Source organism: Wenjunlia vitaminophila DSM 41686, from assembly GCF_000380165.1.
GTDB classification, from domain to species: Bacteria; Actinomycetota; Actinomycetes; order Streptomycetales; family Streptomycetaceae; genus Wenjunlia; species Wenjunlia vitaminophila.
Genome location: NZ_KB904634.1, coordinates 1 through 16315 on the forward strand (window position 1 = coordinate 1; position 16315 = coordinate 16315).

15 protein-coding genes are annotated in these 16315 nt (G+C 73.8%); 6 read left to right on the forward strand and 9 right to left on the reverse strand.

Going from position 1 to position 16315, the window contains the following annotated elements; all coding sequences use genetic code 11:
* Window positions 1-1176 (reverse strand): RNA-guided endonuclease InsQ/TnpB family protein (locus A3IG_RS0100005; RefSeq protein ID WP_211219462.1); only part of this gene is annotated, 1176 nt, incomplete at its 3' end.
* A gap of 9 nt (window positions 1177-1185) precedes the next feature.
* On the opposite strand from A3IG_RS0100005, the gene A3IG_RS32190 reads away from it, so the two are divergent.
* Window positions 1186-1344 carry an Arc family DNA-binding protein gene (locus A3IG_RS32190; RefSeq protein ID WP_078499888.1) on the forward strand — a complete coding sequence of 53 codons (159 nt, stop codon included), beginning with the start codon at window positions 1186-1188 and terminating at the stop codon, window positions 1342-1344.
* Between the two features lie 167 nt (window positions 1345-1511).
* Here the strand turns inward: A3IG_RS32190 and A3IG_RS27960 are convergent, their stop codons facing one another.
* Window positions 1512-3149: a penicillin-binding transpeptidase domain-containing protein gene (locus A3IG_RS27960; RefSeq protein ID WP_078499864.1), complete on the reverse strand. Its 1638-nt coding sequence runs from the start codon at window positions 3147-3149 to the stop codon at window positions 1512-1514.
* Between the two features lie 86 nt (window positions 3150-3235).
* Here A3IG_RS27960 and A3IG_RS0100015 point away from each other — a divergent pair, with 86 nt between their 5' ends.
* Together A3IG_RS0100015 and A3IG_RS0100020 are read left to right on the forward strand one after the other, a co-directional pair.
* Window positions 3236-4204, forward strand: a complete 969-nt coding sequence (locus A3IG_RS0100015; RefSeq protein WP_018381477.1) for a LysR family transcriptional regulator — start codon at window positions 3236-3238, stop codon at window positions 4202-4204.
* Complete coding sequence (locus A3IG_RS0100020) at window positions 4201-5115, forward strand: serine hydrolase (protein ID WP_018381478.1); 915 nt, start codon at window positions 4201-4203, stop codon at window positions 5113-5115. Before A3IG_RS0100015 ends, A3IG_RS0100020 begins: the two co-directional genes overlap by 4 nt.
* 45 nt (window positions 5116-5160) lie before the next feature.
* On the opposite strand, the gene A3IG_RS0100025 is transcribed toward A3IG_RS0100020, so the two are convergent.
* Complete coding sequence (locus tag A3IG_RS0100025) at window positions 5161-5880, reverse strand: class I SAM-dependent methyltransferase (RefSeq protein WP_018381479.1); 720 nt, start codon at window positions 5878-5880, stop codon at window positions 5161-5163.
* Between the two features lie 304 nt (window positions 5881-6184).
* The gene (locus tag A3IG_RS0100030) at window positions 6185-7045 is read right to left on the reverse strand and encodes a methyltransferase domain-containing protein (protein WP_051087326.1); all 861 of its coding nucleotides are present in this window, start codon (window positions 7043-7045) and stop codon (window positions 6185-6187) included.
* 30 nt (window positions 7046-7075) lie between these two features.
* Between A3IG_RS0100030 and pdxR the strand changes: the two genes are divergently transcribed.
* Window positions 7076-8593, forward strand: coding sequence for a MocR-like pyridoxine biosynthesis transcription factor PdxR (gene pdxR / locus A3IG_RS0100035; protein ID WP_018381481.1), 1518 nt, complete (start codon window positions 7076-7078; stop codon window positions 8591-8593).
* Here the strand turns inward: pdxR and A3IG_RS0100040 are convergent.
* Window positions 8582-9598: an ArsR family transcriptional regulator gene (locus A3IG_RS0100040; RefSeq protein ID WP_018381482.1), complete on the reverse strand. Its 1017-nt coding sequence runs from the start codon at window positions 9596-9598 to the stop codon at window positions 8582-8584. The two genes, pdxR and A3IG_RS0100040, sit on opposite strands and share 12 nt — an antisense overlap.
* Before the next feature lie 59 nt (window positions 9599-9657).
* Here A3IG_RS0100040 and A3IG_RS0100045 point away from each other — a divergent pair, with 59 nt between their 5' ends.
* On the forward strand, window positions 9658-10884 hold the full coding sequence (locus A3IG_RS0100045) for an MFS transporter (RefSeq protein ID WP_051087331.1): 1227 nt from the start codon (window positions 9658-9660) through the stop codon (window positions 10882-10884).
* A gap of 18 nt (window positions 10885-10902) precedes the next feature.
* Here the strand turns inward: A3IG_RS0100045 and A3IG_RS0100050 are convergent, their stop codons facing one another.
* The 4 genes from A3IG_RS0100050 to A3IG_RS27965 form a co-directional block, all read right to left on the reverse strand.
* Window positions 10903-11649 carry a GNAT family N-acetyltransferase gene (locus tag A3IG_RS0100050; protein ID WP_018381484.1) on the reverse strand — a complete coding sequence of 249 codons (747 nt, stop codon included), beginning with the start codon at window positions 11647-11649 and terminating at the stop codon, window positions 10903-10905.
* A 154-nt stretch (window positions 11650-11803) separates the two neighbouring features.
* The gene (locus tag A3IG_RS0100055) at window positions 11804-12631 is read right to left on the reverse strand and encodes an MOSC domain-containing protein (RefSeq protein WP_018381485.1); all 828 of its coding nucleotides are present in this window, start codon (window positions 12629-12631) and stop codon (window positions 11804-11806) included.
* Between the two features lie 48 nt (window positions 12632-12679).
* Window positions 12680-13318 carry a hypothetical protein gene (locus A3IG_RS0100060; protein ID WP_018381486.1) on the reverse strand — a complete coding sequence of 213 codons (639 nt, stop codon included), beginning with the start codon at window positions 13316-13318 and terminating at the stop codon, window positions 12680-12682.
* Complete coding sequence (locus A3IG_RS27965; RefSeq protein WP_018381487.1) at window positions 13315-13914, reverse strand: RNA polymerase sigma factor; 600 nt, start codon at window positions 13912-13914, stop codon at window positions 13315-13317. The genes A3IG_RS0100060 and A3IG_RS27965 overlap by 4 nt, the downstream gene beginning before the upstream one ends.
* 569 nt (window positions 13915-14483) lie before the next feature.
* Between A3IG_RS27965 and A3IG_RS0100070 the strand changes: the two genes are divergently transcribed.
* On the forward strand, window positions 14484-16190 hold the full coding sequence (locus A3IG_RS0100070) for a fatty acyl-AMP ligase (RefSeq protein WP_018381488.1): 1707 nt from the start codon (window positions 14484-14486) through the stop codon (window positions 16188-16190).
* Window positions 16191-16315: the final 125 nt, after the last annotated feature.

The window sequence follows — 16315 nt, forward strand, 5'->3', positions numbered from 1 at the left end:
CGGGTTGAGACCAGCCCGGACCAGCATCACGCGTGCGGAGTTCTTGTCCCTGGGGGACACGGCTGCGCACGCGGTGCAGGCGTAGGTACGTTCCGAAAGAGGCAGTGCGTGCTTGGTTCTCGCTCCGCACGACGCGCAGTCCATCGTGGTGTGCGCGGGATGCACNAGACGCACATCCCGNCCGTGCTTGCGGCCCATCTCGATCAGAGCCGTCTTCGTGGCGCCGATCGCCGCGTCCGCCGCTTTGCGGGCCATGCTGGTTCTCGCGAGGAACCTCGGGCGGAAGTCCTCAACCGCGATCGCGTCGTGGTCGGTCACGACGCGTTTGGCCCACTTGCGGGCGGTGTCCTGCCGCTGCCGGGCCACCTTCTTGTACACCTTCGCCGTCTGCCGCTGCGCCTGCCGGTAGCCCCTGGAGGCCGCCTGTCCCCTGGCGGGGCGGCGGCGGGCCATCATCCGCTGATAGCGGGCGAGGCGCTGCGCGGCGTTCTTCCCGTGCTGGGCATGCGGCAAGTCGTGCGCGTCGGATGTGGTAGTGGCGGTCTCCTTGACGCCCCAGTCCACGCCGAGGACCCGTCCCGTAGCGGGGAGCGGCTGTGCCTGAGTGGCGACCACGAACGACGCGTACCAGTGCCCCACGCAATCCTGGTAGACGCGCACGCTGGAGGGTACAGCCGGGAGGTCACGGGACCACACCACGGTCAGGGCGATGCCGCCCGCGAGGTGGAGGCGGCCGTCCTTGAGCCGGAAGCCGCGCCGGGTGTAGTTCAGCGTCGGCAGCGCGTCACGCTTGCGCTTGACACGGGGCATCCCGGCGCGCTGCCGGACCGGCAGCTTCGCCTTGATGTCCTTCATGGCCTTGGCGCGGGCCTTGGCGAAGTCGCGGATGGCCTGCTGCTGCGGCACCGACACGCCCTGACGCAGCCAGGCCTTCGTGTTGCGGGCCTCGGTCAGCATCTTGTCGAGCTGGGCCGGGCCGCACGTCGTCTTCTCGGCCGTCCCCTGGTTCGCGGTGTGGACCTTGCGGGACANGGCCACGCACTCGTTCCACACCCACCGGCANCGCGCCCACTCGGCCATCAGGCCCNTGCGGGCGGTCGACGACACACGAAGCCGGTACGTGTACCGGNCATGCCCGGCATCCTCCCGCCACCCACCATGGTGTCGCCATGGCATCATTTTAGCATGGACAACGAGAAGCGGATCTCTCTCCGCCTACCAACAGACCTGCACGCACGCCTCGTTGAAGCGGCCCGTACCGACCGGCGATCGCTCAACTCCGAGATCATCCACCTGCTTGAGGCCGCACTCGGTCCGGCGGTCGAGGACGACCAATCACCCTGACAGCGATTGCCCTGCCCCATGCCCCGCTACGCGGGAGCTACGAATCCTCCCCGCCCTCAAGGACGGGGCATCCTCGAAGGAGACGCGGTGAACCGACTCCGGCCCGGGCGGGGGTGGTCACGCCCGGGCCGGTCATCCCGTCCGTGCGGTCGGACGGGTCGGCGGCGTCAGCCGGGCAGACCCTGGAGGAAGGCCGCCGCGACCGGTCCCGCGTCACGGCCACCCGACCCTCCGTCCTCGATGAACACCGCGAACGCCAGGTCGCCCCGGTAGCCGATGAACCAGGCGTGGGTGCGCGGCGGCGTCTCCTGGCCGTACTCGGCGGTTCCCGTCTTCGCTCCCGGTTCCCCACTGATGTCGCGCAGTGCGCTGCCGGAGCCCTCGGTGACCACGGCGCGCATCATCGTGCGCAGTTGCTCGGCGACGGCCGGGGCGAGCTGCTCCTCCGCCTGGGCGCGCTTCTTGACGGCGTCCGGGACGAGCACGGGCTGGCGGAAGGTACCGCTCTTGACGGTGGCCGCGACCGACGCCATGACGAGCGGGCTCGCCTCCACGCGGCCCTGGCCGATCATGGCTGCGGCCTTGTCGTTGGCGCTGGTCGCCACCGGGACGGAGCCGTCGAACGTCACCGCGCCCACGTCCCAGGTGGAGCCGATGCCGAAGGCCTTGGCGGTGGTGGTGAGGGAGTCGGGTGAGAGCCGGTCGCGGAGCGCGATGATGCCGGTGTTGCAGGAGTGGGCGAAGTCGTCCCTGAAGGTGGACCCGGACGGCAGCTCGAAGAGGTCCTGGTTCTCGAACCGCTGGCCGTCCACGGTCTCGTACTTCGGGCACGGCACGGGGGTGTCCGCGGAGAGCCCCCCGTCGAGCAGCGCGGCCGCGGTGACGACCTTGAAGTCCGAGCCGGGGGCGTAGCGCCCGCGCAGGGAACGGTTCTCGCCGGTGGGCGGGTTGTCCGCGGCGGCCAGGATGTGCCCGGTGCTGGGGCGCACCGCGACGATGGCGGCGTTCTTGTCGAGACCCTCCAGGGCGGCCTCGGCGGCGCGCTGGGTGTCCGGGTCGAGGGTGGTGCGCACGGGCGTGCCCTCGCGGGCGTCAGGACCGGTGTGCACGGTGCGCAGCGTCCGACCGGTGCTGGTGCCGACGATGGCCACGGTGGTGCCGGGACGACCGGTGAGTTGCTTGTCGTAGCGGTACTGCAGACCGCTGCTGCCCGGCACGCCCACCAGGGCGGGCGCGAGCCCGTCGAGCGTGCTGCCGTCGGCGGCCAGGACGTCGGCGCGTTCCCCCTTGCCGGAGCGCTGGGCGAGCTTGCTGCCCTCGGTGAGCCGGGGGTGCACCACGGCCGGGCTCCAGTGCACGAGCCAGCGGCCTTCGGAGCGCACGAGGGGGACGGTGGACGTGTAGGTCCAGGTGTCCGCCGCCGAGAAGCGCCAGGTGAGGCGGAAGGCGTAGGCGTCGCCCTCTTCGGTCCGCTCCCCCCGCTCGAGGGTGAGGCCGCGGTGCGGCAGGTCCTTGCGGAGCGCGGTGAGGCGCGCGGTGGCGTCGGTCGGGTTGTCGGTGCGTCGTCCCGCCGCCTGCGGGTCGCCCGCGGCCCAGGCGTCGAGGAAGCCGTCGACGGCGGCGGCCCGTTCGTCCCGTGTCTCGCGGTCGAGGAACCTCCAGGCGGCGACGCCCGCCACGGCGAGCAGGGCGAGGACCACCACGAGGACGAGGCCGGGGCGTCTGCGGCGGCGACGTGTCCGTGCCCCGCGCCGCTGCGGGGCGGGGCCGGCGCCGTACGGCGGTGTCGAGGAAGGATCGTGCATATGTACACGAGAACAGACGTATGACCTTCCTGTCCAAGAGTCCTATCAAAGGCATTCCCATAGTCGAATGACTATGATGGCTGGCCATGGACCTGGTCAGACATCTGCGCTACTTCGCGACGGTGGCGGACGAACGGCACTTCGGGCAGGCGGCGGCCCGGCTCGGACTGGCGCAGCCGTCGCTGTCCCAGCGCATCCAACGCCTTGAGCGGGAGTTCGGGGTGCGCCTGTTCGACCGTGGCGGGGCCGGTGGCCGGGGAGTCGAACTGACCGAGGCCGGTCGGCTGCTGCTCGCGGAGGCCCGGCTGGTCCTCGAGCGCGCGGACGCGCTGTTCGGGGTGGCGGCCCGGGTGCGCAGCGGCGAGGCTGGGGTGCTGCACGCCGCCGTCCCGCAGGACCTGGGCAGCACGGTGGTGGCGGCGCTGGTGGGCGAGTTCCGGGAGCGTTCCCCGGGGGTGCGGCTGGCGCTGCGGGAGGTGGCAGCCGAGGTGCAACTGGCCGAACTGGCCGCGGGGAGCCTCGACGTGGGGGTGCTGCGGCACCCGTGCGACGTGGCCGGACTGGAGCTCGGCGCGGTACTGTGCCGTCCGCTCGGCGTGCTGCTCTCGGCGGATGCCGGCGGGGAGGGGCCGGTGCACCTGGCGGACCTGTCCGGGCGCGAACTCGTGCTCTTCCCGCGCCAGTCCGGTCCCGCGCTGCACGACGACATCGTCAACGCGTGTCGGTTGCACGGCTTCGAACCGGGCGGGGTGATCTCCGGTCAGGACCCGGCCTTCGTCGACGGCATGGTGTTGTCCGGCCAGGCGGTGACGTTCGCCGCGCGCGGACGCGACCTCCCTGCCGGAATGGTGTGGCGGCCCCTCGTCGGGACGCCGCTGTGGGAGCGGGTGTCCGCCGCGTGGCTGCGGGGGCGGCGGGCCGACCCCGCGGTGCGGCTGTTCGCCGAGGTCGTCGGGAAGGTCCTGGAGAGGCAGGGGGGCATGGTTCCGGTGGCCGAGTCGGTCCGGGAACGACGGACCGTGCAGATCCGTCCCGCGACGGGGTTCGTCCGGTGAGCGGGAACGGCGGGGCACGGGCTCGCATCCGCGAGGTCTTCGCCTCCGCCGGCGTGACGGGCTGGCTGCACGCCACCGAGGTGGACGGGGTCCACGACGTGGCGGTGGACGCGGACACCCCGGTGTGCACGGCGAGCGTCCACAAACTGTGCCTGGCGGTGACGGTCCAGCGGTTGGCGGACGAGGGCAGGCTCGACCCCCGCGAGCAGGTGGAGGTCCCCGCGGCGGGCCGGACGCCGGGGACCACCGGGCTCTCGGTGATGCAGGACCCCGTCCGGATGTCGCTGCGCGACCTGCTGCTGTTGGCGCTGACGGTCAGTGACAACGCCGCGGCCCAGGTGCTGTTCGAGCGGGTCGGCCTCGAGGAGGTGAACCGGACGACGCGGTCCCTGGGGATGCGGCGGACCGTCGCCGTGCACACCCCCCGCGACCTGGTGGAGCTCATCGAGGAGGACGGCGCGGGGGACCTGACGTACCTGTCGGCCGACCCGGGCGCGCTGGCCGGGGTGCGCGTGCTGGACCCCGCGCGGACCAGTCGCAGCACCCCGCGGGAGATGACCTCGCTGCTGGCCGCCCTGTGGCGGGACGAGGCCTGTTCCGCGGGGCGTGCGCAGGAGCTCCGCGAGGCCCTGGCCCTCCAGGTGTGGCCGCACCGGCTGGCGTCGGGGTTCCCGTTCGACGACGTGCGGGTCGCGGGCAAGACCGGAACGCTGCCCACACTGCGCCACGAGGCGGGCGTCGTCGAGTACCCGGACGGCGGGCGGTACGCGGTGGCGGTGTTCACCCGGGCCGCGCGCACGGCGGCGAACCAGCCCGCGGCGGACGCGGCGATCGGCACGGCGGCGCGGATGGCGGTGGAGTCCCTGCGGCGGCGTGCCGCGCCGGGGTCCCGCCGCGCGGCCACCCCGTAGCGCCGGCCGTCAGCCAGCCATCAGCACCGGGGAGGGAACACCTGCTCAGAACGCGCGGAACTCCTCGAAGGGCGGCTCGAACGACGGGTCTGGCAGGCGCATGGCCCGGCAGCGAGTCACCGATCCGGCCCGGGGGTCGGCAGCCACCCTCGCCGTGGTTCCGCCCGGGAAGGCGTCGGGGACCTCCGTCCACCCCAGGTTCCGCTCGTAGTAGCGCACAGCGGTGAGCACCGACGGCGCCGCGGCGTCGTCCACGACGATCAGCCCGCCGGGGCGGACGATCCTGCGCAGGAAGTAGAGGTCGACGAAGACCTCGTGGAACCGGTGACTGCCGTCCACGAAGGCCGCGTCGGCGACGAGACCTTCAGCGAGGAGCCGCGGGAGCGCGACCGACGAGGGAACGGGCACGAGCGAGGCGATCGAGTCCAGGCCCGCGGAGCGCAGCAGGTCCCAGCCGACGTTGGACCAGTCGCGTTCCTGGAACGGGTCGATGATGACGTGCCGGGGGCGCGGCGGGTCAACCGTGACCAGCGCCTCCCCGATGGCGAGTGCCGAACTGGCGTAGGCGAGGCCGACCTCGACGACGGTCTGCGCGCCCTCGGAGACCAGCAGGTCGCGCAACTGGTCACAGTGGCGCTCGGGCACCGTGACCGTCTCGAAGTCCGCCTCCCGGTCCCGCGTCCGTGGCGGCCCCTCCCGCACGAGCCGACGGCGTACCTCTCCGATCCGCGCCCTGCGTTCCGCCGTTCCCAACGTGTCGTCCACCGTTCCACACTAGGGCCTGTCTGATAAATCCCGCCTGGGTCGTGACGCCTGGCACGCACGCTCGCTGCGTTGTCGGGATCGTCCATGTACGCCCAGTACGAGGACGACCCTCCGCCTTGCGATCGCACGCACCAGACGCCGCGACCCCCGCCCTCCGGGCGGACGACGCTACTTATCAGACAGGCTCTAGGGGAGCACCTCGTCCGACGGAGATCAGGAGCGGTTTCCCGGCGAGGGGCAGCTCCGACGTCCGCCGCGGCAGGCCCCGTGCGGCACCCACCTGCCCGCGCTGCTCCGCCACGGCCTACTCGCCGCACGCCCCGCCGTCGGCCGGGTTGACCGCGAGGCCCTTGAAGAACACGTAGTGGAACGTCCCGTCGGGCCCCGCGGTCCTGCGCAGGTCGGCGAGACCCCGGTCCCAGTCCTCCGGGGAGACCAGTCGGGCGGCGAGCGCCTCCTCCCGCACCCCCTCGACCATGGCCACGAAGGTGTCACGGGTGAAGCCCCGGACCAGCTCGGGACGGGACGGGTCGGCGTAGACGGTGCGCGGGGCGACCCGCACGTCCCGGTACCCGGCCGCGGTCAGCAGCGGCTGCAGTTCCCGGCCGATCAGCGCGTTGCCGCCGGCCGCGGCCTGCAGGCGCACCAGGCAGCGGACGGCGGCGCTCGCCCAGGCGCTGTCCGGGTGGAAGAACGCCGACCCGTGGTCACCCTCGATGACGGTGACGGTCCCTCCCGGCCGCAGCACCCGGCGCAGCCCGGCCAGGGCCCGCACCGGGTCCGGCAGGTGCTCGAGCACGAAGCAGACGAAGACGTGGTCGAAGGTGGCGTCGGCGAACGGCAGGTCGAACAGGTCGGCGCGGCACCACTCCACGTGGGCCTGCGGGGCGTGGGCCGCCACCCGCGCACGGGCCTCGGCGAGCGAGTCGTCGGAGAGGTCAACGGCGACCAGGCGGACCCCGGGGCTGCCGGTGACCAGGTGGACGGTCTGCGCACCGACGCCGCAGCCGACCTCCAGGACACGGCTGCCGGGCGGGTAGGAGGTGCCGGAGTGCAGCAGCGTGGCCAGGGTGTCCGCCTGGTCACCCAGGCGGCGGGCCTCCCTCCGGGAGTAGCCGTGCACATAGCCGGCCGCGGGGACGTCCGTTGTCAGGGGCGAGTTCATGACTCCGACTCTGCCCCGCACAATGGTCCGGTGGACAGGTCCAATGATGACGCCGTCGACAGGTCCGTAACGTCGGGGACCGACTTCCTCCAGCTCGACGTCCGTGACGCACCGGTGGGCGGCCTGTCCGACTGGCTGGCCGGCCGGCTCCGGCAGGCGATCGCCGACGGCCACCTGCCGTTGGGCAGCAGGCTGCCGGCCACCCGGGTGCTCGCGGAGGAGCTGCGGGTCTCCCGCGGCGTGGTCACCGAGGCGTACCGCAGGCTCACCGAGGACGGCCACGCGCTGGGGCGGGGCCGGGCCGGAACGGTCGTGGTCGCCGCCCCGTCCAGCGCCCCGGCCGTCCGGCGGGCGGACTCCGGCGCCGCGGCCACCGCGGACCCCGGCTCACGCCTGCGCGCGGTGCTTGGCGCTCCGCCCGGGCCGGACGTCTTCGACGCGTTCCGCGCGGCGCCGGCAGCGATCGACCTGGCCCCGGGGGTACCCGATCTCGCGGCGTTCCCCAGGGCGGCGTGGCTGCGGGCCGAACGCACCGTGCTGAACGGGCTGACCGCCTCGGACCTGGGGTACGGCGATCCGCGGGGAGCGCCGCCGCTGCGCCTCGCCGTCGCGCGCTGGCTGGCCCGGAACCGTGGGATCAGGACGGACCCGGACCAGGTGGTGATCGTGGCGGGCGTCGCGCAGACCCTCGGTCTGATCGCCCAGGTGCTGCGGGCGGAGGGGATCGACCGGATGGCGGTGGAGGACCCCGGGGCGCTGGGGGCCCGCCAGCACCTGGCGCACTGGGGCCTGGGCACCCCCGCGGTCCCGGTGGACGCGCGGGGGCTGCGGGTGGACGTGCTGCGCGACCTGGACGCGGCGGCGGTGTTGCTCACTCCGGCGCACCAGTTCCCCACGGGGGTGGTGCTCGACGGCACCCGGCGGCGGGAGCTGATGCGCTGGGCCGACGCCGGTGGACTGGTCGTCGAGGACGACTACGACGCCGAGCACCGCTACGACCGGCCGCCGGCCCCGGCGCTGCGGTCGATGCTGCCGGAACGGGTCTGCTACGCCGGGAGCGTGTCCAAGGTGCTGGCGCCAGGCCTCCGATTGGGGTGGATGCTGCCGCCCGCCCGCTACGCCGACGCGCTGGTCGAGGCGCGGCGCTTCGCTGACCTCGGCGGACCGGTGCTGCCGCAGCTCGTGCTGGCCCGGCTGATGGAGTCCGGCGCGTTGGAACGTCACCTGCGGCTGCTGCGGCGACGGCACCGTCGGCGTCGCGACGTCATGATCGAGGCGCTGCGCACCCACCTGCCCGACGTCAGCGTGCACGGGGCGGCGGCCGGGCTGCACCTGATGGTCACCTTCCGGGCCGGGTGCGGCGACACCGATCTGGCCGCCGCGGCGCTGGCGCTGGGGGTGAAGGTGCAACCGCTGTCCTGGCACCGGCAGCTCCCCGGCCCGCCCGGCCTGGTGCTGGGGTACGGGGCCTGTCCCCCGTCCCGCATCGCTGAGGGGGTGGCCGTCCTGGGCCGGGTGGTCGCCGAGGCCGGCGCGTCACCCCGGTGAGGTCCCACGCCCGTCCGCGGTCCCCTCCCCCACGTGGCCGTCCCGTGCCGCCCCCACCAGCGCGTCCCCCGTGGGGGTCCTGGAGTACAGCACGCGGCGACCGGCGCGCCGTCGCCTGACCAGGCCGGCGTCCAGCAGCACCCGCAGGTGCCGGCCCACCGAACCCAGGCCCTGACCGGTCAGGGCCACCAACTGCGTGGTGCTCTTCGGGGTGTCCAGCAGAGCCAGCACCGTCGCCCGGGCCTCGCCGAGCAGCCGCCCCAGGGCACCGGGTACCGGCGGCCGCCCTCCCTCGACCAGCACCCCCGAGCAGGGGTACACCACCGCGAAGCGGTGCGGGATGTCCCAACCGACCCAGCCGGAACGTGGGGTGACGGGGATGAACAGCAGTTGGGCGTCACCGACCTCCCGCGGCGGGTTGTCGAGGAGGTTGATCTGCAGGCGGCTGCCCCCCAGCCACCGCGTCCCGGGCCGCAGGGTGTCCAGCGCCGCGGCCCAGCCGCCCTGGCCCAGCCGCTCGGTCCTGGCGACGACGTCCGCCTCGAGTATCCGGCGCCGCCGCGGCCAGGACGGTTCCACCGTCTCCCGCCACACCCACTCCAGCAGGTCGGCGGCGCGCTGGGGGAGGTCGGCGCGGCGCAGTGCGGCGGGCAACGGACCGCCGAGGGTCACCGCCACGTCGTTCCGCGCGGTCCGTGCCGGGGTCCCGCGCACGGTGGCCAGTTCGGCGTCGAAAGCAGCCGGCGTGGCGCCGGAGGGCGGGAGGGTGAGGAAGTCGGCCGTCCACCGTCTCCCCAGGGCCGCCCGGAAGAGCAGCGCGGTGACCGGGTCGTCGGCCAGCCGGCGGCGGTAGGCGGGCAGGTGGGCGTCGAGCCAGGCGCGTTCGCCGGGGTGCGAGGCGACCCCGCGGTGCAGCACGCACAGGCTCGCCAGGGTCTCGGCCAGGGGCGACAGGGCGAACCGGCTCCCCGCCAGGGTGTCCGCGCTGACCTCCCAGTAACCCAACGTTTCGCCTCCCGGCGAAACATTAACAGCGCAGGTCGGGCATGCTGAGAATCAGCGGCGTGCGTACCTTCCACGACCTGTTCAGGACACCCGAGTTCACCCCCCTGTTCCTCTGCACCACGGGCCACGCGGCGGCGACCACGGTGAGCGGTCTGGCGCTGGGCACCCTGGTCTACTCCTCCACCGGGTCCCCGCTGCTCGCGGCGCTCAGCATGTTCGGCCCCTCCCTCGCCCAGGTGGTCGGTGCGCTGGCGCTGCTGTCGGCGGCCGACCGGCTGCCGCCCAGGGCCGCGTTGACGGGACTGTCCCTGGCCTTCTGCCTCGGAACGGCGGCCCAGGCCGTCCCGGGGATGCCGCTGTCGGTCAGGTTCACGGTCCTGGCCCTCATGGGCCTGCTGGCCTCACTGGTCGGTGGGGTGCGCTACGGCCTGCTCCACGAGATCCTCAGCCGGGACGGTTTCCTCATCGGCAGGTCCACCCTCAACATGACCGCCGGCACCATGCAGATCTGCGGCTACGCCCTCGGCGGCGCGCTGCTCACCACGGCGTCCCCCCGGGTGGTGCTCCTGGTCGCCGCCGCACTCCACCTCGGCGCGGCGGCGGTGGAGCGCGGCGGGCTGAGCCGGCGTCCGCCTCGGGCCGCCGGGCGCATCTCGGTCACCCGGACCTGGAAGAACAACGCCCTGCTGTGGTCCTCCTCGCCCCGTCGCCACGTCTACCTCGCGCTGTGGGTGCCCAACGGGCTGATCGTCGGCTGCGAGTCCCTCTTCGTTCCGCACGCGCCCGGGCACGCCGGTCTGCTGTTCGCGGCCGGGGCGTTCGGCATGCTCCTCGGGGACGTGCTGGTCGGCCGGTTCGTCCCGCGTCGCTGGCGCGTCAGGTTGGGTGCCCCGTTGCGGCTGCTGCTCGCAGCTCCCTACCTGGTCTTCGCGCTGCGTCCCCCGCTCGCGGTGTCGGTGCTGGCGGTCGTCGTCGCCTCGGTCGGGTTCTCCGCCAGCCTGCTGCTCCAGGAACGGCTGATGGAGCTCACCCCCGACGAGCTGAGCGGGCACGCCCTCGGGCTGCACTCGTGCGGGATGCTCACCATGCAGGGGGTGGGGGCGGCCCTGGCCGGGGCGCTGGCCCAGGGCACCTCCACGACGACGGCGATGGCGCTGCTGGCGCTGGCCTCGGTCACGGTGACCCTGGCGCTGGCCCCGGGGCTGCGGCCGGGCGGGACGGGCTCCTCCACCACCGGGGCGGCGGCGCCGGACCCCGTTCCCCCGTCGGGCGCGACGGGGGGTTGAGCGGGGGTGGCCGGCGGCTCAGGGCACCAGGACCGTGAGGGAGGTGTCGGTGAGGTGGAAGCCGAGCTCGTCATAGACGCGGCGGGCCGGGTTCGCGTCGCTCACCGCGAGTCCGATCTCGGTCAGGCCCCGCGCGGCGGCGTCGGCCAGGACGCGGCGCAGCAGCTCGGAGCCGAGGCCGGCGTAGGCGGGTCCCGGCTGCCGGAAGACGGTGGCGACCCAGGGCACGCCGTCGCGGTCCGTGACGATCGCTCCCGCGACCACCCGGTCGGTCCCGTCGACCGCGAGCCTGCTGCACGGCATGACCGGTCCGATCACCGATCCGGCCAGGAGCGGGGCCAGCTCTTCGTCGAGGGCCTGCTGGTCACTGGTGTGGCGGTGGTCGGGGTGTCCCGCGGAGAAGGCGGCACGCCACGCGGGGAACAACTCCTCGGCTCCCCGGTCACAGGGTGTGATGCGCAGCCCCTCCGGCGGGGGCGAGGACGCCCACGCGGGCGGGGGCGGGTCCGAGACGAGGTCCCGCCGCATGCCGTGGGCGTGCCGCAGGACCCGGGCACCGTGCTGGACGAGTTGTTCGCCGAGCTCCACAGATCCCGAGACCGCCCACCCGGACATGGCGTCGAGGACCCGGCGCACCGGCTCGGGACCCACCACCTGCGCCAGGTCGGCCCAGGGATGGCCCTCGCGGACACCTCGGACGTAGGTCAGGACCGGCGACCCGTCGTGATCGGTGAGGGTCTCGCGGCATGGGTCGCTCTGGGTCACCTGGACACACCTTCGTGAGTGAGCTGTTCGGCACGCCATGGTGCGTTGCTCCGTTCGGTGAGTCAAACGAGAATTCGCACCGGCACCGGCATCCGGGTGCACCGGCCGGCCGGGCGTCGCCGCGGCCCGGCCGACGGTCCGGGCCCTTCGTCGGTCAGTCCTCCGGACCCGCCCAGGCGGTGACGCGCAGTTCGTCGCCGACGGCGAGCGTCCCCGGCCGGATCACCGAGAGCTTCACCCCGAAGGTCACACCGCCGGAGGGGGCGCGACGGTAGTCGGCGAGGGTGCGCAGCGGTTCCGGGCCCGTCGTCCTGCCCCTCCGCTGGTCGACACGGGTGACGGCGCAGCGGACCGCGGGCTTGGCGTAGGCGAGTTGGGCGTCGCCGACGCCGAGCAGCCGGAGCCGGTCCTCGCGGTGTGGCTCGTCCCAGCCGTCCACCACGACGTTGGGCCGGAACCGGGACATCGGCAGGGCGGGTTCGCCGCGTGCGGCGAGCCGGCGGTTCAGCTCGGTGAGGGACGCGGCGGACAGCAGGTGGAGCGCCCCGCTGTCGGCGTACCCGCAGGTGCCGGGGGTCCGCCCGTCGGTCACCCGTCGGTGCTCCGGCGGTACCCGCACCAGTCTGCTGGGCGCGTCAAGCACCGCGGACAACCACCGGGCGGCGGCGTCTCCCTGGTCGATGCCCTGGTACGGCACGCCGAACAGCTCGACCCGGCACCGGGCCGAGGAGAGGTCCACGGCGAGGCGGAGCGTGGGTGCCCCGGGGGCGTCCAGGGCCAGCCGTTCCCCGTCGTCGCTGACCCGGGGGCTGATCACGGCCAGTCGGGGGTCGCGCCGCTGGCTGCGGAAGGTCCCGTCCTCGGTGACGACCATGAAGGTGCGGTCGTGCCGCAGCCCGGCCGCGGTGAGCGGGCACGCGCGCAACCGGACGCCGGCGCAGCCCTTGACGGGGTAGGTGATCAGTTCCACGGCTCTGGCCATGACCGCACCGTAGCGGCCGGGGACGACGCGGCACTCGATACCCGGACGTCACCGGCGCCCCACGAGGTCGTGCAGTCGGGCCGCCGTCTCCCGATCGGGGCGTCTGGCGATGACGCAGGTGTCGGCGCCGGCCAGGAGCGCCACGTCGGCACCCAACGGCTCGGCGCCCATGCCGTACCGGGCGAACAGGCTCAGGAACTGCTGGTGCTCCGGCAGCGGCGGTGGCTGCGGCACGGGCTCGCGGGGGTCCACGAGGACCCGCACGACCTGGTCGAACCAGTGCTGCGCCTCGCGCGCCTCGCCGCGCGCGGTGTGGTGGAGGTGCAGGCAGTAGGCGGCGACGCGGTCCCCTGCACCGGCGGCCAACTGCCACCAGAACTGGGCGCTCTCCGGGTGGCTGGCCAGGTGGAGCAGGCAGGCGAACACCAGCGCTCCCTCCGCTTCCAGGGGCTCCTCGTCGGCCAGCCGCGCCAACCGGGGCCCGGCCAGCGGTTCGTCCAGGACCCACCGGGAGACCACGACGAGCATGACCTTCGCCCGGCTGCCGGGGGTCGAGGCGGTGTTCCGGCGGGCGCGGGCGGCGTCCACGGCCAGGCGGCGCAGCGCCGCCCCGACGTCGAAACCACTCGCGGCGGAGGGCGGTACGGCGGCGCCGGCCAGGAGGTCGTGGATGGTCCCCCGGGTCACTGCTGGTCCCCTCCCCCGGTGCGCCCGGTCTCGGGAGGGAGACGCAGTCGCACGCGCAGTCTCTCCTTCCCCTGACGCCGGTGGTAGTTCACCGTCCGGCTGTCCAGACCGAGAATCCAGGCGATGGTGTCCGTGGGGTACTCCAGTACGTAGCTGAGAACGATGACGTCGAACTGGCGCGCGGGGAGGTCGGCGATGGCCTCGTACAGCCCTATGGTGCCCTCCACGCAGGCCAGGCGTTGCTGGGTGGCCCGCAGCACCTGGGCGATGGGGCCGAGTTCGATGAACGCCGGCCGGCGGTCCCGCCGGTGCAGGTGGCGCGCCACTTCGCGGCGCAGGACCGCCCAGGCGTGGGCCTCCAGGTTCGCCTCCCTGAGCAGGTCCCCCCAGGCGGCCAGGAACTGCAGGAACACGTGGTGGACGAGTTCCTCGGCGGCGCGGCGGTCGCCGAGTTGGGTTTCGGCGTACTCGTGGTAGGGCCGCTGGTGGCTGCGGTAGAAGGCCTCGAAGGAGAGCGGGAGTTCCTCGGGTGCGTGCACCAGGTGCGTGGTGGCGTCGAGGGCGTCGGCGGGGGCCTCGTCGGGGGGCTCGGTCACCGGGCCGCTCCGCCGGCGGGGACGGCCCCCGGGGTGGGTCTCGCCGCGCGACCTCGCGGCCGCGCCCGTCGGAGCGGGTCGCGCCCGGGCCGCCGGGAACGGCGATCGACACGAGGCGAGGTTGTCGTCATGGGGGTGTGTCCCCTTCGTCGAGGGTGTGGTCGGCACCGCCCGGTCTGCGGTGCCGCGGGCTGCTCGCCCATGTCTCCAGCTAAGCGATTTCCGGTCCGAATCACTCATCCGCCGGCCAGGAGAAATCACCATTCGGTCCCGGCCGACTACCAGGGGTAGCGGAGCTCGGGTCGCACTCCGTGGCGCGCCCCTCTGCGCTGGCAATTCACCAGTCGGTCAAGTGCTCGGTTGACCGCGCACGGTGACCGACCCCATGGCATGTGGCACAGATCACGCCACCTGGCCGGTCTTGTGACCGCCGACCCGCTGCCCGGACGGCGCCGTCCGGCGCTGTTGTCAGGTGCCGCGCAACACGGCTACGTTGCCGTGGTGTTCCGAGCGCTCCCGAACGGGACAGGCTTCCCGCACCCAGGTGACCGCGGAACGGCGCTGTGCCCATGAGTCCTCCCGCACTGCTGGTCACCGCCTTACGAGAGCACGCGGAACGTCGCGGTGACCGGCCCGCGCTGACCTTCGCGGGGTTCACCGACGGCCCGTCCGTTCCCCCGGTCACGCTCACCTACGCCGAGCTGGACCTGCGGGCCCGCGCGGTCGCCGGGCACCTCCAGGGCCGCGACCGGCCGGACAGGTTCGTCGCGGTGCTCTGTCCGCAGGGCGAGCACTTCGCCGTCGGTTTCCTCGGCGCCCTGTACGCCGGGCTGCCGGCAGTGCCGTTGGAGGAACCGGAGGTGTTCGGCAGCACCTCACGGCTCGCCGCCCTCCTGGCCGACTCCCGACCGTCCTGCCTGCTCACCACCTCGGCGGGCCAACCAGCGCTGGAACGGCTCCGGGCGACGCACCGTGAGCTCGGCGCGGCCGAGGTGATCCTGGTGGACCGGGTCCCCGACGACGAGGCCCGTCGCTGGACCCGGCCCGGGATCACCGGGGACACCCTGGCCTACGTGCAGTACACCTCGGGCGCGGTCGGCAGCCCACGAGGCGTCCTGGTCAGCCACGCCAACGTCGGCCACACCGCCCAGCAGTGCCTGTCGGCGTTCGGGCCCGACCCGGACTGCGTGGTGGTGAGCTGGCTGCCGCTCTTCCACGACATGGGCCTGGCCCTGGGGGTGACCGTCCCGTTGCTCCTCGGCCACCACACGGTGCTGACCACCCCGGAGGCGGTGATGGAGGACCCGGCGCGCTGGCTCCGGCTGCTCAGCCAGCACCGGGCGCACGTCACCGCCGGTCCGGGTTTCGCACTGGAGATGTGCGTGGCCGGGACCACCGACGAGGAGCTGGGTGGGCTGGACCTCAGCGCGCTCACCACCTTGATCAGCGGCGGGGAGACGGTGCGGCCCGCGACGTTGCGCCGGTTCACCCAGCGGTTCGCCCGTCACGGCTTCGTGGGCACCGCCCACCAACCCAGCTACGGTCTCGCCGAGGCCACCGTGCTGGTCAGCAGCACCCCCAGGGGCCAGGCACCGCGGGTGCTGCGGTGCGACCGGGAGGCGCTCACCCGGGGGGTGGCGCTGCCGGTGACGCGGGGCGGGCACGCGCTCGTCGAGTGCGGCACCGCGGTGGACCAGCGGATCGCCGTGGTCGACCGACAGCGGCGCCGGGAGCTTCCCCCGCTGCGCGTCGGGGAGGTCTGGGTGAGGGGGCCGAACGTCACCGGTGGGTACCACGGCCAGCCCGGACGCACCGCGGAGGTCTTCGCGGCCAGGCTCGAGGGCTCGCCGGCACCCTGGCTGCGCACGGGCGACCTGGGATTCCTGCACGACGGGCACCTCTACCTCACTGGACGCATCCAGGACCTGATCGTCATCGACGGCCGGAACCACTACGCCACCGACGTCGAGGCCACCGTGGAGGGGGCCAGTCCCCTGGTGCGGGCCGGCCACGTGGCGGCCTTCCCGATCCCCGGGGAGCACAGCCAACGCCTGGTGGTGGTCGCCGAGTTCGCCGGCACCGGCCCGGGAACCCCGGTCGGCCCCGTCGCCGAGGCGGTCCGCGAAGCCGTGCGGCGGCGCCACGGGGTGGCGGTGGCTGACGTGGTCCCGTTGCCACCGGGCTCGATGCCCAGGACCCCCAGCGGCAAGGTCCGCCGCTCGGCGTGCCGGCGCCAGTACCTGGAACGGTTCACCCTGCCGTTCCGGGCACGGTGACGCACGGCGGTCCGGTCGGACGGGGCGGGCGCGGCCAGGCGCGTGACACGCCGTTAGGATGCGGCCGACGGAACATCAACTTCCCTTACTCGGAGGACTAGTGCCGGATCTACCGGAAGAGACCC

What these genes read in the sequence shown, in the direction of transcription:
- A3IG_RS0100055 (WP_018381485.1), bottom strand. Translation starts at nt 12,631, where the DNA reads ATGGCCAGAGCCGTGGAACTGATCACCTACCCCGTCAAGGGCTGCGCC.
- A3IG_RS0100030 (WP_051087326.1), bottom strand. Translation starts at nt 7,045, where the DNA reads ATGAACTCGCCCCTGACAACGGACGTCCCCGCGGCCGGCTATGTGCAC.
- A3IG_RS32190 (WP_078499888.1), top strand. Translation starts at nt 1,186, where the DNA reads ATGGACAACGAGAAGCGGATCTCTCTCCGCCTACCAACAGACCTGCAC.
- A3IG_RS27960 (WP_078499864.1), bottom strand. Translation starts at nt 3,149, where the DNA reads ATGCACGATCCTTCCTCGACACCGCCGTACGGCGCCGGCCCCGCCCCG.
- A3IG_RS0100070 (WP_018381488.1), top strand. Translation starts at nt 14,484, where the DNA reads ATGAGTCCTCCCGCACTGCTGGTCACCGCCTTACGAGAGCACGCGGAA.
- A3IG_RS0100015 (WP_018381477.1), top strand. Translation starts at nt 3,236, where the DNA reads ATGGACCTGGTCAGACATCTGCGCTACTTCGCGACGGTGGCGGACGAA.